16 protein-coding genes and 1 tRNA gene are annotated in these 18663 nt (G+C 67.2%); 15 read left to right on the top strand and 2 right to left on the bottom strand.

The window, feature by feature from the left end; all coding sequences use genetic code 11:
- Positions 1 to 2: 2 nt before the first annotated feature.
- The 11 genes from R5H30_RS01560 to R5H30_RS01510 all read left to right on the top strand — a co-directional run bounded on the left by R5H30_RS01560 (position 3) and on the right by R5H30_RS01510 (position 10266).
- Positions 3 to 818, top strand: a complete 816-nt coding sequence (locus R5H30_RS01560; RefSeq protein ID WP_318326226.1) for an efflux RND transporter periplasmic adaptor subunit — start codon at positions 3 to 5, stop codon at positions 816 to 818.
- Positions 819 to 822: 4 nt separating this feature from the next.
- Entirely contained in the window at positions 823 to 1635 is an 813-nt protein-coding gene (locus tag R5H30_RS01555; RefSeq protein WP_318326225.1) for a hypothetical protein, read from the top strand.
- Entirely contained in the window at positions 1632 to 2525 is an 894-nt protein-coding gene (locus R5H30_RS01550; protein ID WP_318326224.1) for a hypothetical protein, read from the top strand. The genes R5H30_RS01555 and R5H30_RS01550 overlap by 4 nt, the downstream gene beginning before the upstream one ends.
- Positions 2512 to 3456: a radical SAM protein gene (locus tag R5H30_RS01545; RefSeq protein WP_318326223.1), complete on the top strand. Its 945-nt coding sequence runs from the start codon at positions 2512 to 2514 to the stop codon at positions 3454 to 3456. The genes R5H30_RS01550 and R5H30_RS01545 overlap by 14 nt, the downstream gene beginning before the upstream one ends.
- Positions 3457 to 3567: 111 nt before the next feature.
- The gene (locus R5H30_RS01540) at positions 3568 to 4362 is read left to right on the top strand and encodes a SapC family protein (protein WP_318326222.1); all 795 of its coding nucleotides are present in this window, start codon (positions 3568 to 3570) and stop codon (positions 4360 to 4362) included.
- A gap of 30 nt (positions 4363 to 4392) precedes the next feature.
- A complete protein-coding gene (locus R5H30_RS01535; RefSeq protein WP_318326221.1) occupies positions 4393 to 5874 on the top strand; it encodes a tryptophan halogenase family protein in 1482 nt (493 codons plus the stop codon).
- 61 nt (positions 5875 to 5935) lie between these two features.
- A complete protein-coding gene (locus R5H30_RS01530) occupies positions 5936 to 6589 on the top strand; it encodes a rhomboid family intramembrane serine protease (RefSeq protein ID WP_318326220.1) in 654 nt (217 codons plus the stop codon).
- Positions 6590 to 6734: 145 nt separating this feature from the next.
- Positions 6735 to 7742, top strand: coding sequence for a tRNA dihydrouridine(20/20a) synthase DusA (dusA, locus tag R5H30_RS01525; RefSeq protein ID WP_318326219.1), 1008 nt, complete (start codon positions 6735 to 6737; stop codon positions 7740 to 7742).
- A 32-nt stretch (positions 7743 to 7774) separates the two neighbouring features.
- Positions 7775 to 8599, top strand: coding sequence for a sulfite exporter TauE/SafE family protein (locus R5H30_RS01520; protein ID WP_318326218.1), 825 nt, complete (start codon positions 7775 to 7777; stop codon positions 8597 to 8599).
- Positions 8596 to 9381 (top strand): phytanoyl-CoA dioxygenase family protein, encoded by a 786-nt coding sequence (locus R5H30_RS01515; protein WP_318326217.1) that lies wholly within the window; start codon positions 8596 to 8598, stop codon positions 9379 to 9381. The genes R5H30_RS01520 and R5H30_RS01515 overlap by 4 nt, the downstream gene beginning before the upstream one ends.
- 99 nt (positions 9382 to 9480) lie before the next feature.
- The gene (locus R5H30_RS01510; protein WP_318326216.1) at positions 9481 to 10266 is read left to right on the top strand and encodes an inositol monophosphatase family protein; all 786 of its coding nucleotides are present in this window, start codon (positions 9481 to 9483) and stop codon (positions 10264 to 10266) included.
- A 7-nt stretch (positions 10267 to 10273) separates the two neighbouring features.
- Here the strand turns inward: R5H30_RS01510 and R5H30_RS01505 are convergent, their stop codons facing one another.
- Together R5H30_RS01505 and putA are read right to left on the bottom strand one after the other, a co-directional pair.
- Positions 10274 to 11017: a rhomboid family intramembrane serine protease gene (locus R5H30_RS01505; RefSeq protein WP_318326215.1), complete on the bottom strand. Its 744-nt coding sequence runs from the start codon at positions 11015 to 11017 to the stop codon at positions 10274 to 10276.
- A gap of 66 nt (positions 11018 to 11083) precedes the next feature.
- Positions 11084 to 14506: a bifunctional proline dehydrogenase/L-glutamate gamma-semialdehyde dehydrogenase PutA gene (gene putA, locus R5H30_RS01500; RefSeq protein WP_318326214.1), complete on the bottom strand. Its 3423-nt coding sequence runs from the start codon at positions 14504 to 14506 to the stop codon at positions 11084 to 11086.
- Positions 14507 to 14604: 98 nt separating this feature from the next.
- Here putA and R5H30_RS01495 point away from each other — a divergent pair, with 98 nt between their 5' ends.
- The 4 genes from R5H30_RS01495 to R5H30_RS01480 all read left to right on the top strand — a co-directional run bounded on the left by R5H30_RS01495 (position 14605) and on the right by R5H30_RS01480 (position 18572).
- Positions 14605 to 15093, top strand: coding sequence for an Lrp/AsnC family transcriptional regulator (locus R5H30_RS01495; RefSeq protein ID WP_318326213.1), 489 nt, complete (start codon positions 14605 to 14607; stop codon positions 15091 to 15093).
- Between the two features lie 31 nt (positions 15094 to 15124).
- Complete coding sequence (locus R5H30_RS01490; protein ID WP_318326212.1) at positions 15125 to 15685, top strand: tetratricopeptide repeat protein; 561 nt, start codon at positions 15125 to 15127, stop codon at positions 15683 to 15685.
- A 53-nt stretch (positions 15686 to 15738) separates the two neighbouring features.
- Positions 15739 to 15824, top strand: a tRNA-Leu gene (locus R5H30_RS01485).
- Between the two features lie 171 nt (positions 15825 to 15995).
- Positions 15996 to 18572, top strand: coding sequence for a methyl-accepting chemotaxis protein (locus R5H30_RS01480; RefSeq protein ID WP_318326211.1), 2577 nt, complete (start codon positions 15996 to 15998; stop codon positions 18570 to 18572).
- Positions 18573 to 18663: the final 91 nt, after the last annotated feature.

Below are 18663 nucleotides of genomic sequence, written 5' to 3'. Positions count from 1 at the left end.
CCATGCCGAAACGCCCGAACGTCGCAATCGTGCTGCTCGCGCTCTGTGCAGCCGGTCCCGGCGGGGCCGAGACCTTCGACTGCGTGATGGACCCGCCCGTCGTGGTGAATCTCGGGAGTGCCATATCGGGCCTCTTGGAGGAAGTCAGCGTGGCGCGCGGCGACGTCGTGCAGGCCGGAGACGTCGTGGCGCGGGTCGATTCCGGCGTCGAGCGGGCCGCCCGCGACGTCGTGGCGCTGCGGGCCGAGAACATGGCGCGGATCGAGGCACAGACCGCGCGGCTCAAGCTGATCGACGCGCGCATGCAGCGCACCCAGTCGCTGCGCGACCGCGGCGTCGCCACCGAGGACGCCATGCAGGAGATCGAGGCCGAGCGCGTCGCGGCCTCCAGCCTTCTCAACGAGGCGCGGATGGAACTCGAACTCGCCAGGCGCGAACTCGCGCGTGCGGACGCGCTGCTGGAGCGCTACCAGATTCGCAGCCCGATCGATGGCATCGTGAAGGAGCGCCGGCTGGCGGCCGGCGAATTCGTGCACCAGGACACCTACGTCGTCACAGTCGTAAAGCTCGACCCGCTTTTCGTCGAGACCTTCATGCCGGTCGAGCTTTACGGGCTTGTCCGACCGGGCGACGCGGCGATCGTGCGCCCCGCCGCGCCGGTGGCGGGCGAATACCCTGCGCGCGTGGAAGTGGTGGATACCGTATTCGATACCGCCAGCGGCACCTTCGGTGTCCGGCTGCGGCTCGACAATCCCGACCGGACGCTGCCGGCCGGGCACCGTTGCGACGTCGAATTCTCGCTCGCGGCGACGGAGTGACTTGATGGGGCGGGCCGCATACGACATGACCGGTCGCGTCGACGTGACTCGCCCCATGCAGGGCGGTGCATCGCCCCTGAGCCGGATCGAGACGGCGATGACAGGGCTGCCGCGCAGTTTTGGCGTGGAACGGTCGGTCAAGCTGTCTTCCAACCGGGCCTCGATCGGGCGGCGGCTTTATTCGATCCCTATGGCGGCGCTCGGTCCCGACCCGCGGGACGGGTTGAAACGGTTTCTCGATTCTCTCGGGGCCCCGGCGGCGGCGCACCGCCTGCTGACCCCGTTCGCCGGGGCGGCGGCGCATCTGCACGCGGGCGCGGAAGAGGGCGGTCGGGACGATGTCGTGAAGGTCTATCTGGAATTCAGCACCCCGCCGCCGCGCGACGCCGACCTCGTGTTCTTGGCCGCCAAGTGGAACGCTGACGGTGACTGTCTGCGGTCGGACTACCGGGCGCGAGATGCGGCCTGTCTCCCTGACTTGCTGCGCGAAGTCGCGGACGCTGCCGTGCGCGAGTCGCTGCTGGCGCTGGCAAAACACGCCGCGACCCGTACCGGAGCGCCTGCCGTGCTTGCCGTGGATGATCACGGAACCCCGCGCCGCTCGGTCGATGTCAATTTCTACGACGCCAACCTCACCCTGGCAGACGTCGCGGATATCGTGACGGACCTGTTCGAGGTGCTGGGACCCGGTGCGGCGGAGGCCGACAAGTTTCTCGCGACGCACGGCGACCGGGTGATCGGACATGTCGCCGCCGGCTGCGGGCGCGACGGCGCGCGCTTTGCGACGATCCATTTCGGTGCGGAGGAGGGGCCGTGAACCGCTTTTCGCCCGAGACGCTGGGCCAGCGGTCGGAGCGGGCGCGCACCGACGATCCGGCGCTCGACTACTGTCTCTGGCCCTACGCCCGGCCCAGGCCGTCGACCGGCGACGCGCTGCGCACATCCGCATTGCTCAGCCTCTCTCTCGCGGTTGCCGGTGTCGCCGACGACATGGGGCCCCTGACCGAGGCCATCCGCGCCACTGCAGGTGAGTTCCGGACGGTCTTTGGTGTGAAGTGGGCCGGCAAGAGCCTGTCCTGGGAGTTCTACTTCTACGATTACGACCGCTGGGAACGTGGGCTCGGCATGGCCGAGGTCGCCCGCGGGATCTCGGGGCTGGTGCACTGGGACGCGCCGGTCGACGACACGAAACCCTATTTCATGTTCTCCATCGAACTCGACGCCCGCCACGCGCGCGGCGACCTGCCGCTCGAACAGGTCGATGTCTACGTCGGCACCCCGGACACCGGCACCTCTGCCGGTATCTGCTACGGCCTGACATCCGCAGGCTACGGGTTGCGCAATCTCTACCACTTCTACGACGCGAAGAGCCAGTTCGACGCGGCCCTTGCCAAGGCCTACGCGACCGTGCGCCTCGATGCCCGCAAGACGGACCCCGAGACGCTGTTTTGGCCCGAGATGACGGGTGCGCAAACGCTGGTCGTGGCCAACAAGCGAAACTGTGACGCCATCTATTTTTCTCGGATCAGGGCGGCACAGCTGGCGCTGTTTCTGAGGCGCGCCGAGTTTCCACGCGCCATTTCCGATTTCCTTGCCACCAACCTCGACGCGTTCGACCACCATCTTTTCGATGTGGGCTACGATTACGAGGTCCGGCCGGGTGGCGGCATCAGGATCACCAAGGGAAGTTTCTATGGCCTTCTCTGACCCCGGCGCGAAATCGACATCCCTGCGCGACCACGCCGACTATGTTTCGCTGACGATGGAGTTCCGCTGCAACCTGCGCTGCGTGCACTGCATGATCGAGGGCACGATGGACCGGCTGGAGCCGCAATCGGACGCAAGCTTCGACAACGTACTCGACGAGCAGCGCCGCAATCGCCGCTGGCGGGGCCTGATCCTCACCGGGTCCGAGGTCACGTTGCGACGCGATCTTCCCGACCTTGCACGCCGTGCCCGCGCGGCCGGCTTCGCGCGCGTCCGCATCCAGACCCACGGCGCGCGCCTTGCCCGTCCGGACTATGCCGAGCGGCTTCTGGACGCCGGCGTAAACGAGTTCTTCGTCTCCGTCGCAGGATCGGACCGCGACAGCCATGACCGGATCGTCGACGTCAAGGGCTCGTGGGACCGGATGATGGCCGGTCTCGACTACCTCGACGACAAGCCGGACGTGCGCCTGATCACCAACACGGTCGTGACGGCGCTGAGCTATCCGCTGCTGCCGAAGATGGTCGATGCGCTGTCTCACCTCAAACGGCTGGTGCAGATGGAATTCTGGACCTACTGGCCGATGGCCGAGAAGGACGACAAGAAACTCTGCGCGCCCCATGCGGAGGTTCTGCCGTGTCTCGCCCGCGCGATCCGTCGCGCGCATGAGTTGGGGCGCAACGTCGAGGTGAAGAACTTTCCGCATTGCCTGCTCATACGCGAAGGTCTGGGCGACACGCTGGTCAACGACCAGCCGCTGCTGCTGATCGACCCGGCCTTCTGGGACGAATTCGCGCGCAACGGTTTCGACCAGTGCGTGCACCGCACCGTGTGCCGGTCGCGCGCCTGCCTCGGGATCAACACCGCCTATGCCGACCGGTTCGGGTGGGATCGCGACGGGCTCGCTCCGCTGACGGAGGATCAGCACTGACCGGAGAAAAATCTGGTAATCCGGATGCGCACGCTTAAGGTGAGGAAAGATCAGCGTATTCGATCCAAAAGTGAGCCCGCGGAGGGGTCCGGATTTGAAAAGGGGAACCGCATGAGCAAGCAACTTCTCATCTACGAAAGAGCGATGCCGGTGTCGTCGAGCCGGCATCGCGACTGGTCGGTGGCGCAGACCCGCAGCTTTGCCTTCGCGCGTGAATTGAATGCCGTTCCGCTTGTCGCGGCCGAGATCCTGCCGGCCAGTCGTGAATACCCGATCGTCTTTGCGGGCCAGGGCGACGAGGTGGTGCCCTCGGCTTTGCTTGGCGTTTCGGACAACTCGAATGCCTTCGTGGCCGAGGACGGAAGCTGGCAGGGCCGCTACGTGCCTGCCTTCCTGCGGCGCTATCCCTTCGTTTTCTCCCGCGCGGGCGACGACGGGGATGGTCAGCGGTTCACCCTATGCGTCGACGAAGAATACGAGGGTCTGAACAGCGACGGGCGCGGCGAGCGGCTGTTCGACGCGGAAGGCAACCGGACGCAGTACCTCGAGAACACGCTGAATTTCGTCACCCAGTATCAGAACCAGTTCACCGCGACCGAGGCCTTCTCGAAAAAGCTCAAGGAACTTGATCTACTGGAACCGGCGCAGGTGCGCTTCAGCTTGCCGGGGGGGCGCAACGGCGCCCTGGGCGGCTTCAAGAAGGTCAGCCGCGACAAGCTGCGCGGGCTGCCCGACGACGCGCTGCTGGGCCTTGCGCGGTCGGACGAGTTGGAACTGATCCATTGCCACCTCGCGTCTTTGGCCAACGTCACTCCGCTGGCCGAACGCGTTTCGCAGTCCTCGACGACCGAGGCGGATACCGCCGCACCCGAGCCCGAGGCGGAAGCCGCCGAGGCGGACGCCTAGGGACGCTTCGGGCACAGTTCGCGAAGCCCGGTGCGCATTCTCGTTGTCGGCGGCGGCTCGGCCGGGTGGATGGCCGCGGCGCGGCTCGATGCGGCGCTGAACCGCGACGGCCGGCAGGCGGTCGAAATCTCCCTGATCGATTCTCCCGACACCGGCCGGATCGGCGTCGGAGAGGCGACGATTCCGTCCATTCTCAGGACGTTACGCGGCCTAGATCTCGCAGAGGATGAATTCCTGCGCGCCTGCGACGCGACCTACAAGCTGGGCATCCGGTTCGACGACTGGTCGCGGGTCGGTGCTCGTTACTGGCACCCGTTCCACCGCCTGCAGTCGGCAGCGACGCAACAGGCCGGGCACGATTGGCTGACCTCCGATGGCTCGGTGCCATTTGCCGACCTCGTCAGCCCACAGCCACGGCTGGCCGCTGCCGGACGCGCGCCGCACCTGCCCGGGGGCATTCCGGAGCGAACGGGCCATTACGCGTTTCATCTCGATGCCGAGCGTTTCGCCGATTTCCTGGCCGAACGGGCACAGGCGCGCGGCGTTCGCTTCATCACCGATACGGTGGTCGCGGTCGAGGTCGACCAGCGCGGCATCCACGCGCTCCGCACCGCTTCGGGCGAAATCCTGCATGCCGATCTTTTCGTGGACTGCACCGGTTTTCGCAGGCTGCTGATCGGGGCCTGCGGAGCGGTGCATCAGGATTGGTCGAATTGGCTGCTCTGCGACAGCGCCGTCACGATGCGCGTGCCCGACGCCACCCCGCCGCGACCCTTCACCACCGCCACCGCGGTCGAGGCGGGCTGGATCTGGGACATCGGCCTGCAGAAGCGGCGCGGGCGCGGCTACGTCTATTCCTCGGCCTTTCTGGGCAAGGATGCGGCCGCCGAAGCGCTGCGCCGCGCCGAGCCCGGCAGCGGTGACTTTCCGGTCCGGCATCTGCGATTCGAGGTCGGGCGGGTCGACCGACCGTGGATGGGCAATTGCGTGGCGATCGGACTTTCGGCGGGATTCGTCGAGCCGCTGGAATCCACCGGGCTGCACCTTGCGGATTTCGCCATCGAGATGCTTCTCGAGTTCTTCCCGCATGGCGGGCCGAACCCGGCGCTGTCACGGCGCTTCAACGAGATTGTCGGGCAGACCTTCGACGAGACGCTGGACTTCGTGAACCTGCATTACGTCCTGTCGCAACGCCGCGACAGCGAGTTCTGGCGCGCGGCCACGGCGGCCGGGCGCCTCACGCCGAGGGTTCGGGATCTGCTGCAGCGCTGGGAGGGCAAGCCGCCGACCGCGCTCGACTTCACCTCGGCCACGCAACTCTGGTCGCACCAGAACTACGAGTTCATCCTGTTCGGCATGGGCTGGCGCCCGAAGGTCATGTCCGAGCCGCCTGCGCGACAAGTCCGCCCGCCCGAGGATGTCGAGGCGGCGCTTGCACAAGGGCTGGCCTCGCTGCCTTCGCATGAAGAGGTTCTGGCGGCGGTCGCACCGGTGTCCCCGCTGCCGGGATGACACCCGGGCGGGTCCGAGAAACCCGTTTCCCTGACCGGTCGCCTGCACTAGGTGTTCCGCCATGCGCGACCGATTCACTTCCGTTTCCCTTTCCCGTGACAGCCAGTACGGCGCACCGGCCTTCCTGTGGTGGCTTGTCGGGATCATGGCCGCCATCGAGCTGATCCTGGCGGCCAGCGATGCCGGCCTGCTGGGTCTTTCGGGATTGCGGTGGGTCGCCTTCCGCTTCGGTGCCTTCTGGGAGCCGCTGCTGGCCGGAACGCTGGCGCCGCTCTTTCCCGGCCAGACCGTCACCATGTTCGTGACCCATGCCTTCCTGCATGGCGGGCTCATGCACCTGTTGCTGAACGGCGTCGTCCTGCTTGCCTTGGGCAAGACGGTATCGGCGCGGATCGGCCCCGCGCGCACCCTGGCCGTGCTGCTGGTGTCCGCGGTTGCAGGCGGTGCGGCCTTCGGCCTGATCTCCACGAGTACCTGGCCGATGATCGGCGCCTCGGGTGCTGTTTTCGGGCTTTTCGGGGTCTGGCAGGCCTGGCAGTACGAGGTCAGCCGTCGCACGGGGCGCCCGCTGCAACCCGTGGTGAACTCCGTGCTGGCGCTGGTCGTGGCGAACATCCTGCTGGCCGTGGTCCTGAGCGGTGGTCTGGCCTGGGAGGCACACCTGGGCGGCTGGCTCGCCGGATGCGCGGCGGCGATGACCTTTGCGCGCGCCTGAGCCGGCGCGGGCTTGCGGTCGGCACCCCGGACGTTATAGACGCCGCGCCCATGTACGTGCGGCCCGCCGGTCGCCCATGTCCGGCTGGTGACGATCCACCGGGCGCGATAGAGTTTCGCGCGCAGCCTCGAATGTCGGAGAAACCATGAGCAAACCCGTGGCACAGAACGCCAGGCTGTCCGTGGCACCCATGATGGACTGGACGGACAGGCACTGCCGGTACCTGCACCGTCTGCTCAGCCGCGAGACGCTGCTTTATACTGAGATGGTGACCGCGCCGGCGCTGGTGCGGGGACGCGCGATGCATCTGCTGAGCCATTCTCCCGAGGAACACCCCGTCGCGCTGCAACTGGGCGGGTCCGATCCGGCGGAACTGGCCGAGGCCGCGCAGATGGGCGAGGCGGCAGGGTACGACGAAATCAACCTCAACGTCGGCTGCCCGTCGGACCGGGTGCAATCCGGGTGCTTCGGCGCCGTGCTGATGGAACGCCCGGGGCTGGTCGCGGACTGCGTGCGCGCGATGCACGACGCTGTACGCATCGACGTGACCGTGAAGTGCCGGATCGGCGTCGACGACCAGGACCCCGAAAAGGTTCTGCCGGAGTTCCTGAGGCGCATGGTCGATGCCGGCTGCGAGCGGGTGGCGATCCATGCCCGTAAAGCCTGGCTCCAGGGCTTGAGCCCGAAGGAGAACCGCGACATTCCGCCGCTCGACTATCCGCTGGTGATGCGGATGAAGGAGCAGTTTCGGGACCTGCACGTCTCGGTCAACGGCGGCATCACCTCGCTGGCGCAGGCCAAGTCCTTTCTCGACGCCGGTCTCGACGGGGTGATGATCGGACGCGCAGCCTATTACGATCCCGCCGGCGTGCTCTGCACCGCGGACCGCGAGATCTTCGGGACCGGGCAAGACAGTCTGCCCGAGAACGCGGTGCGCGCGATGATCCCCTATATCGACGCGCATCTCGCCGACGGCGGGCGGCTGCACCAGGTCACGCGGCACATGCTGGGCCTCTTTTCGGGGCGTCCCGGCGCGCGGATGTGGCGGCGTACGCTCTCCGAGCAGGCGCATCGCCCCGGCGCGGGCTCCGATCTGCTCGAGGAAGCCCTCGGGTTCGTCACCCCTCTGGCGGAGGACCGGCACGCCGTGTAGGCAGAGAGCAATCGGGGCGGGGACGATCGAACATGGCGGAAACGCAATTGCTGCTACAGATGCTGGCACTCCTGCTGGTAATCGGCGGCGCCGCGGGTGTGCTGGCCGGACTTCTCGGCGTCGGCGGCGGCATCGTTCTGGTACCGGCCTTCTTCTATGCCTTTCAGACGCTTGGCTTCGGCGGTCCGCAGCTGATGCAGATCTGTGTCGCGACATCGCTGGCGACGATCATCGTGACCTCGACCCGCTCTGTCCTCAGCCACAACCGCAAGGGCGCGGTCGACTGGGACATCCTGCGCGCGTGGGCCATCGGCATCATGATCGGTGCGGTGATCGGTATGCTGGTCGTCGCACAGCTGCGGACAGTGGTGCTTCAGGTGATCTTCGGCACGCTGGCGCTGATCGTCGGGCTCTACCTCGGGTTCGGCCGGTCCGACTGGCGGCTGCGCGAACGGATGCCGACCGGTCCGGCACGCGCCATCCTGTCGCCTCTCGTGGGCTTTCTGTCGGTGCTGATCGGGATCGGAGGCGGCAGTCTCGGGGTGCCGCTGATGACGTTGCACAACGTGCCGATCCACCGCGCGGTGGCGACCGCGGCGGGGATCGGGGTTCTGATCGCCGTCCCGTCTGTCGCGGGGTTCCTTTTGGCGCCGATCGACCCCGCCTATCGCCCGCCCTTCACGCTGGGGTCGGTCAACCTCGTCGCCTTCGCGGTCGTGATCAGCATGACGCTGATGACCACGCCGCTGGGCGCCCGGCTTGCGCATGCAATGGACCCGACGCCGCTGCGTCGCGTCTTCGCGGTCTTCCTGGTGCTTGTCGCGCTCAACATGCTGCGGCAGGCGCTCGGCTGGTGACGAGCTTCGAGCGTCGCGGCTGGGCGGTCTTCCCGTCGGAACCCGCGACCGTCGATTGGGCGCGTCACGCGCTCGAGGCCGCCGATGCCGCCGTCAGCGATCCCGGGCTTGCAGACATGCTGCAGTGCGAAGGCACCTGGTTCGTCGGCCTCGAGGCCTTGCCCAATGATGCGGCCGGAGCCGTCGGGGCTTCGGGGCCGCTGCGGGGCGAGGCGGCGGAAGCGGCGGGAAGGATCTGCGGCGGCATGCCGGCGCTGCACCGCGCGCAGCTGTCGATCACCTACCCGGGCTATCCCAGGCGGCGCCACGGCGAAAGTGACGCGGCCTTCCGCTACAGGCGGGATCGCGATGCCGCGCATGTCGACGGGGTGTTGGGCGTCGGCACGCCGAAACGGCGCTTTGTGCGGGAACCGCATGCCTTCATCCTCGGGATCATGCTGACCGAAGCGGACGCGGGTGCCGCGCCGCTGGTGGCCTGGGAGGGCAGCCACCGCGTCATGCGCGAAGCGTTCCGCCGCGCCTTCGCCGGGCAGGATGCGCAGAACCCCGGCGATGTCGACGTGACCGAGGCCTACGTCGCCGCGCGCCGCGTGGTTTTCGAGACCTGCCGCCGGGTCGTGCTGACCGGCCCGCCCGGGACCGGTGTCCTGTTGCACCGTCTGACGCTGCACGGTGTCGCACCCTGGGCCGACGGCGCGCAGGCAGACCCGAGGGGCCGCGCGATCGCCTACTTCCGCCCAGCGATCGACGGCGACGTGGCAGCTTGGCTCGCCGCGTCCTGACCTTGTGCCGCGGCGTCGCGGCGCGTTGACCCTGCGGCCCCTTGGCAAGCCGCGCCCGCGCGCTTATACGCGCAGCCTGATCCACGAAAGGCGCAAGCGATGGTAGGCAGTGCAAATCTAAACATCATGATGAAGGCCGCGCGCCGCGCCGGCCGGGCGCTCGTCAAGGATTTCCGCGAGGTCGAGAACCTGCAGGTGTCGATGAAGGGCGCCGGAGACTTCGTGTCGCGCGCCGACATGACCTCGGAGACGATGCTGAAAGAGGATCTGCTGGGCGCGCGCCCGACCTATGGCTGGCTCGGTGAGGAGACCGGCGGACAGGACGGCGAGGACCCGACCCGGCGCTGGATCGTCGACCCGCTCGACGGGACCACCAACTTCCTGCACGGCCTGCCGCACTGGGGCGTCTCGATCGCGCTCGAGCACAAGGGCAAGATCGTCGCTGGCGTGGTCTACGACCCGGCAAAGGACGAGATGTTCTTTGCCGAGAAGGGCGCGGGCGCCTGGATGAACGAAAGCCGCATCCGGGTCTCGGGCCGGTCGCGCATGATCGATTCGATCTTCGCCACCGGGCTGCCCTTCGCCGGTCGGCCGGAACTGCCCGACACGCTCAAGGAACTGGCACGCGTCTTGCCCGCGACCTCGGGCGTGCGGCGCTGGGGTGCCGCGGCGCTCGATCTCGCCTATGTCGCGGCGGGCCGTTTCGACGGCTACTGGGAGCGGCGCCTGAACCCCTGGGACGTGGCTGCCGGACAGCTGATCGTGCGCGAAGCGGGCGGTCTGGTCGATACCATCGTGCCGGACGGGAACGTGGTCGAGGACCGCACGATTCTTTGCGCCAACGAAGCGCTGTTCAACAACCTCGCCAAACTCGTCCGCGGCTAAGCCCCGGCTAGCGCCGGGGAATTTTCGGGATCCGGCTTTCGCCGATGCGATAGTGCGTCTCGGGATGCGGCGGATGCCCATCGGTGCGGATCCAGAAGCCCGGGCCGCCGCGCCGCATCCAGAGCGGCAACGTCAGCACCAGCCCGGCGACGAACCCTCCGGCATGCGCCCAGTATGCGACGCCGCCGGCGGAGGTGTCGGCGCCGACGCCGCCGATGAACTGCATTCCGAACCAGATCGCCAGCATGATCCAGGCCGGGATCGCGAAGATGCGGAAGAAGATAATGAAGATCACCAGCACGTCGACCCGGGCCTTGGGAAAGAGCAGCAGGTAGCTGCCCATCACGCCCGCGATGGCCCCCGAGGCGCCGACGGTCGGCACCTGCGAAAACGGCTCGGTCAGGTATTGCGCAAGCGCCGCCGCGACGCCGGAGGCGAGGTAGAAACCCAGGTAGGGCAGGTGGCCCATCTCGTCCTCGACGTTGTCGCCGAAGATCCACAAGAACAGCATGTTGCCCGCGAGATGCAGCCAGCCCGCGTGCAGGAACATCGAGGACAGGAAGGTGTAGTAGCCTTCGCCGTAGGTGATCCGCGCCGGGATCAGCGACCAGACGGCATAGAAACCGTTGATCGCGCGCACGTCCTGCGTCAGGCCGACGTAGCTCAGAAAAAGGCCGATGTTCGCGGCCATGAGCATGTAGGTCACATACGGTGTGCGGCCCGAAGGGTTGTGATCGCGGATCGGGAACATGCCGCGCACGCTCCGCCATTGCGCGGACGGGGTCAAGCGCCGCCGGACCGACCGGCGGCGACCTTGTCAGGTCACGGCGCCCAGCAGGGCCGCATTGCCGCCCGAGGCGGTGGTGTCGACGCAGACGTGCCGCTCGGCGCGCACCCGTGCGACATCCGGCAGCCCCGGGATCAGCGGCAGGATCGGACCCTTGCGCCGCGACAGCGCCTGTTCGATCTGACGGGCCGTGTCCGCGTCGCCCCACCACAGAACGCCACCGTACTCCGGCCCGAACTCCAGCATCGCGGGATCGATCCGGCCTTTGGCTTCGACGGCGACGCCGCCCAGCGCACGAACGGCCCGCGCCTGTCGCGCGGCGGCCCCGGCCCCGGGCCCGAGGCAGAGAAGCGCGGGGCGCGGCAATGTCCCGAGCCGGTTCGACTCCCCCGTCGGTCCGGGCAGGCTCTGTGCCGCGAGTGGTTGGGCCGGGACATGCGCCGGAAGGTCGGGCAGGGTGTCCTGCGCTGCCTCCCAAGTCCCTTCGACCGCTTGCCGGTCGGGGTCGGCAAAGCGTGGCAGGTAGTTCGGCCCGCCGGCCTTCGGCCCGGTGCCCGAGAGACCTTCGCCGCCGAAAGGCTGCGAGCCGACGATGGCGCCGATCTGGTTGCGGTTGACGTAGATGTTGCCGGCCTCGACCCGCTCAGAGACATGCTGCACGCGGTCGTCGATGCGGGTGTGCAGCCCGAAGGTCAGTCCGTAACCGGTGGCATTGATCGCGTCGATCACCTTGTCGATCTCGCCCGCCCGGAAGGTGACGAGGTGCAGGACCGGCCCGAAGATCTCGCGCTCGAGATCGCCAATGCCCTTTACCCGCAGCAGTGCCGGCGCTACGAAGGTACCGTCCGACGGGCAGGTCAGTTCGGCGATCACCCGGCCCTCGTCGCGGGCTTTCGCGACATGGTCGGCGATGGTCTTGCGCGCCGCCTCGTCGATCACCGGGCCGACGTCGGTCGAAAGTTTCCGCGGGTTGCCGTTCGACAGCGCTTGCATCGCACCGACCAGCATTTTCTGGAAATCTTCGGCGATATCCTCCTGTACATATAGACAGCGCAGGGCCGAACACCGCTGGCCGGCAGATTGGAAGGCGCTTTCAATGATCGACTGCACCGCCTGTTCTGGCAGTGCTGTGCTGTCGACGATCATCGCGTTGAGCCCGCCGGTCTCGGCGATGAGCGGCGTCCCGGGCGTGCAATGCTCAGCCATCGCGGCACGGATACGCTGCGCGGTCGCGGTCGAGCCGGTGAAGGCCACGCCGTTGACCCGTGGGTCCGAGGTCAGCATCGCGCCGACCTCGCCGCCGCCCGGCAGAAGTTGCAGTGCTGTGCGCGGGACGCCCGCCTCATGCAGCAGGCGCACCGCCAGGTGTGCGATCAGCGGCGTCTGCTCGGCCGGCTTGGCAAGCACCGCGTTCCCGGCGGCCAGCGCAGCAGTGACCTGCCCGCAGAAGATCGCCAGAGGAAAGTTCCAAGGCGAGATGCAGGTGAAGACGCCGGCGGGCGGCTCGGCCGTGGCCTGGGCGGCGTAGTACCGCAGGAAATCCACCGCTTCGCGCAGTTCGGCCACGCCGTCGGGCAGGCTCTTGCCGGCCTCGCGCGCCAGCAGCGCGAAGATCTCGCCATGGGCGTCCTCCATGAGGTGGCTGGCGCGGACCAGCACCTCGCGGCGCGTGTCCAGCGGTGCGTCCCAGGTTTTGGCGGCGGACAGGGCGGCCTCGACGTCCGCCTGCGTCGCGGTCACCACCGTGCCGGGGCTGTCCGTGGGGTCGGCGGGGTTATCGACCTTCACGGTATCCCCCGAAGGTTCGCCCTGCGCGAGGAGCGGCTTGGCGGTCCATTGATGCCTGGCAAACGGCGCGCGGGCCTTCTCGATTGCGTCGAGCGTCTGCGTGTGCGCCAGATCGAAACCGCGCGAATTCAGCCGCGACGGCTGGAACAGGTTGGGCCCGCGCGGAATGCGCGGCGCGGGGGCCTGCAATGCATCGAATGGATCGGCCGCGACCACCTCGGGCGGCACGCTCTCGTCGACGATCTGGTTCACGAAGCTCGAGTTCGCGCCGTTCTCCAGCAAGCGCCGCACGAGATAGGCCAGCAGGTCGCGGTGCGCCCCGACCGGTGCATAGATGCGGCAGCGCGTGCGGTTCTTCTTCAGCACGATATCGTGCAGCGTCTCGCCCATACCGTGCAGGCGCTGGAACTCGAACGCCTCGCGGTCTCCGGCCATGTGCAGGATCGCGGCGACCGTGTGGGCGTTGTGCGTCGCGAACTGCGGATAGATGCGGTCGGTCATGCCGAGCAAAGTCTTGGCGTTGCAGATGTAGGAGACGTCCGTCGCGGCCTTCTGCGTGAAAACCGGGAAACCGTCGATGCCCGCGACCTGCGCGCGCTTGATCTCGGTGTCCCAGTAGGCGCCCTTGACCAGCCGCACCATGATCCGCCGGTCGTGCCGCTGGGCCATGTCGTAGAGCGTGCGGATCACGGTGCCTGCGCGCGGCCCGTAGGCCTGCACAACAATCCCGAACCCGTCCCAGCCCGCCAGCGCCGGTTCGGCCATGACCCGATCGATGACCTCGAGCGACAGCGCCAACCGGTTCGCCTCCTCGGCGTCGACGTTGAGCCCCATGCCGGCCGATTTCGCCAGCAGCGCCAGCGCGCGCAGGCGCGGCACGAGGTTCGCCATGACGGCCTCTTCCTGCGCCACCTCGTAGCGCGGGTGCAGCGCCGAGAGCTTGACCGAAATGCCGGGGTTCTGCCGGATGTCCTGTGACGTGCAGGCGTTGGCGATGGCCGAGATCGCCCGCGAATAGCTCAGGTGATAGCGCTTGGCGTCGGCTTCGGTTCGGGCGGCCTCGCCGAGCATGTCATAGGAATAGGTATAGCCCTTCTTTTCCATGCCCTTCGCGCGTTCCATCGCTGCGTCGATGGTCTCGCCCAGCACGAACTGGCGCCCCATTTCCTTCATCGCGCGGCTGACGGCGGTGCGGATGACCGGCTCGCCCAGGCGCTTGATCGCGGCGCGCAGGTGGCGCACCGGGCCGGGCTGGTCGTCGTCGAGCACGCGGCCCGTCAGCATCAGCGCCCAGGTCGAGGCATTGACCAGGCTGGAGGTCGAATGACCCATGTGCTTGCCCCAGTCCGAGGGCGCGATCTTGTCCTCGATCAACGCGTCGATGGTGTCGGCGTCCGGCACTCGCAGCAGAGCCTCGGCAAGGCACATCAGCGCCACACCTTCGTCCGTCGACAGCCCGTATTCTGCGAGGAATACCTCCATCATGCCCGGCGCGGTGCTGCCGCGAATGTCGCGGACAAGCTGTGCGGCCTCCCCACTGATCTGTCGACGCGCCTCGGCCGACAGATCTGCCAATGCGATCAGCGCATCGAGGATGGCATCGGGCTCTGCATACGTGTCGGCATCGATCACGTGGCGCAGGGAAGGGGCGGCGTCGCGGGCCATGGCGGGACCTCCGTTTGAAGTTCGGCCTAGCATAACTCCGATCTCTCAGGCATAATTCCCGAAGATCGAGTTTCTGCCAGTCCATCGGACGGAAAAATATGAGCGAACTCAGTACAACAGACCGCGCCGACCTTGACCGGCTCGACCGCAGGATTCTCTCGGTCCTCGCCGAGGACGGGCGCATCAGCATCGCTGATCTGTCGCGGCGCATCGGATTGTCGAAATCGCCGACCCAGGCGCGGCTGCGGCGGCTCGAGGAAAGCGGCGTGATCCTCGGCTACCGCGCCATGCTCGACCCGATCCGGCTGGGGCTGGACCACGTCGCCTTCGTCGAGGTGCGCCTCAGCGACACTCGCGAAAAGGCGTTGAACGCGTTCAACCAGGCCGTGGCGAAGATCCCGGAAATCGAACAGGCGCACATGATCGCCGGGAACTTCGACTACCTTCTCAAGGTCCGGACCGGCGACATGACCGCCTACCGCCGGTTTCTGGGCGAGACGATCTCGACCCTGCCGCACGTCGCCGGAACCTCGACCTATGTTGCGATGGAAGCGGTGAAGGAAACCATGCTGGCCGAGCAGGCTTGACCTGAGGTTACGCCGATCCACCATCCAGACCATGAAACTCGCCCTGCCAGTTCTTGCCCTGCTGCTCCACTATGGCGTGGCGCAGGCGGCGTGCCCGCCGCCCGAGGATCATTCGGAAGAACTCGAGGCGCTCTTCGACGAGGCCCGTGCCGCAGGCAACGACATGCAGGGGCGCGATGTCGCCGCCCGGATGTGGCAGGTGTGGCTGCGCGCGCCCGACGAAGCCGCGCAGGAGGTGCTGAACCGCGGCCTGACCCGGCGCAACAGCTACGACTACGCCGGCGCTTACGCCGATTTCGACCGCCTGACCGAATACTGCCCGGATTACGCCGAAGGCTACAACCAGCGCGCTTTCATCAGCTATCTGCGCGAGGATTACGCCGCTGCCCTCATCGATCTCGACAAGGCGCTCGACCTCTCGCCGACCCATGTGCCGGCGCAATCGGGCCGGGCACTGACGCTGATGCGGCTCGGGCGCATTCCCGAAGCCCGGACCCAGCTGCGCGCCGCGTTGCGCAACAATCCCTGGCTCTCGGAACGCTTCCTTCTGTCCGAAGGCGGCCCGCTGGCACCCAATGGCGAGGATATCTGAGCCGCACAATGCCCTTGAACGCCCTCGGCTGGCCCTCTATCGACGAGGCGGATGCGGGCGTGATGGAATGGTAGACATATCGGACTTAAAATCCGAAGGCCCTTGTGCCGTGTGGGTTCGAGTCCCACCGCCCGTACCACCCCCAACCGATGGCATATGCGTCACCCTAGTTTTGAACTCAGGGTTGCCTTTGATCGCTCCCAAATCGCGTTAAGTCGACCGTAAGACCTGCACGCTAGACCCTTGGCGCAGATCCGGGGGCGCGATGTGCGCCCGGCCAATCTCGATCACGGTCAGGGGCAGCAAGATCATGGCATCCGATAACGCGAAGCGCGGCAATCCGTTCAACAGTCTGTTTTTCAGATGCACGTCGATGGTGGTTCTATGCATCGTCGCGGTGGTCGCCGCCATCGTGACCGTCGAATCGCAGTCACTTTACAAGATGGTGCATGCCGCCACGGTCGGCCGGGCCGCCGAGGTCACCGAATTGCTCGGCAAGCAGGTCGGAGAGGATGTGCGGTATCAAAGGCTCGAGGAACTCGACCGGGTCGTCGGGGGCGAAGTGCGCCATGCCCGCCCCGACGCGGTGTCGGGCCTCGTGATGTCCGCTGCCGGGACCGTTCTCTCGACCGAAACTCCTGACGGGTCCGTTCCGGAAGACCTCATCGACCTCGCCCGGGAAGCCATCGCGACGGATGAAACCGTCCTGTCACCCGACGGTCTGACCATCGCGACACCGGTGCACTTCGGCGACGACGGCGCGGTTGTCGGGGTCGTGGCCACGCAATGGACAGAAGAGCCGCAGCTTGCGGAACAGAAGGACGTCCGGAACCACGTGCTCATGCTGGCGTTCGGGATCACGACCGCGGCCGCTCTGGCCTCGGGCCTTTTCCTGCGCTTTTACATGTCGCAGCCTCTGCTTCGGCTCGAAGCGGCGATGGGGCGCGTCGCAGGCGGAGACTTCGACTTCGACGTTCCGTTTACCACACGCAAGGACGAGATCGGGCTGATGGCGCAGCGTCTCGACCGGTTCCGGATCGCCTTGGGCGAGGCCAAGGCGGCCGAACGGGAATCGGCGTTCAAGGGAGCCGCCTTCAGCGGATCGACCGCCCCGATGATGATGGCGGACGAAGAGCTCAATGTGATCTTCGCCAACCCGGCCTGTGAAGGGTTGCTGAAATCCTGCGCGCGGAGTCTGTCGCAAGTCTGGCCCGGTATCGATGCCAACAATCCGGTTGGGGCAGAACTCGCACAGTTCAAGCCGCTTGCCGGACTGGCGGCGGAACTGCGCGCGGGTTCGACGGCGAGCCTGCCGGCCACCTTCCGGATCCAGGTCGGCGAGATGTTCGTGGGCATCGGTGTCAGCGCCGCACGGGACGAGGCCGGACAGGGCATTGGCGTTGTCGTGGAACTCAGCGACCGCACCGAGGAACAGTTGAATGCGGCGCTGCTCGATTCGATCGACCAGAACCAGCTCAAGATCGAGTTTCAAGGCGACGGCACCGTCTCGCAGGCCAACGGCAACTTGCGCCAGTTGGCCGGATATGCCGAGACCTCCCTGGGACGGATGCGTATCGACACGATGCTCAAAGCCGTCGATTCCGCTGGCGGCAAGAACTTCTCTGCCGCGGCGTTGGCCGGTGAAGCCGTGCACGGCCGGTTCCGCCTGGTCCACGCGGACGGAAAGACGGAACTGGTGGTTGAGGGCGGCTTCACCACGGTCAAGGGGCCGAACGGCAACGTCGAGCGGGTGATTTTCCTCGGCACCGACGCGACCGCCAACGCCGAGGCGATGCGTCAGGCCGAGGCCGAGCGCAAGGCGACGGCGGAAAGCCAGCGCAGCGTCGTCGAATCGCTCGGAGCGTCGCTCACGAGGCTGGCGCAGGGCGACCTGACCTGCGGCATTGAAAGCGCTTTCCCGCAGGACTACGAGACCTTGCGCGCCAACTTCAACGACGCGCTCACCAGCCTGCGCGAGGCACTTGGCACCGTCGTCAAGAACGCCGAATCGATCCGGCGCGAATCTGACGAGATAACCAGCGCTGCCGACGACCTGTCACGCCGCACCGAAAAGCAGGCCGCGACGCTCGAAGAGACCGCCGCGGCGCTCGACGAGCTGACAACCTCTGTGCGCTCGGCGGCGGAAGGGGCGGATGAAGCCAGCAGCATGTCCGCGAACGCCAAGGTCAACGCCGAAGACGGTGGCGCGGTCGCCCGCGACGCGGTCAAGGCGATGGACGAGATCCGCAGCTCTTCGCTGGAGATTTCCAAGATCACCACCGTGATCGACGACATCGCCTTCCAGACCAACCTGCTGGCGCTCAACGCGGGCGTCGAGGCGGCACGGGCAGGCGAGGCCGGGCGCGGCTTTGCCGTAGTCGCAACCGAGGTCCGGGCGCTCGCGCAACGCTCGTCCGAGGCGGCACGGGAAATCAACACCCTGATCAGCAACTCGTCCGATCACGTCCAGCACGGCGTCGACCTCGTCGACCGCACGGGCAAGGCGCTTGACGCGATCGTGACCTCGGTCTCGGAAATTTCCAATCGGATGTCCGCGATCGCCGCCTCGTCGCGCGAACAGTCCGCCGGGCTGAACGAGATCAACTCGGCGATGAACGATCTCGACCATGTCACCCAGCAAAACGCCGCCATGTTCGAAGAGACCACCGCGGCAAGCCACGCGCTGATCTCCGAAGCGGATGCGCTTGCCGGGGCGGTCGCGCGGTTCACAATCGGCGAAACCGGCGGAGCACCCGCAACACCGGCACGCCGGCACGCGTCGCCGCCCGCTGGGCCAGCCGCGAAGCCGGTACGTGCGGCCCAGGGCAACGCGGCGTTGAAGATCGAGGAAGCGCCGCCCGCGCGCGATGGCTGGGAGGATTTCTGACAACCGTCGTCAAAGGACGCGCCGTGACATGCGCCTCAAAACCTAAAGGTACGGGCCGGCGGCGACGGGACGCCGGGAGCCGTCGCCGACC

The sequence above is a fragment of the Roseobacter sp. FCG-D35 genome, assembly GCF_033436665.1.
In the GTDB taxonomy this organism is placed as follows: domain Bacteria; phylum Pseudomonadota; class Alphaproteobacteria; order Rhodobacterales; family Rhodobacteraceae; genus JAWQFO01.
The sequence above is the reverse complement of the archived record's forward strand: the minus strand, read 5'-3'. Positions and strand labels throughout refer to the sequence as shown.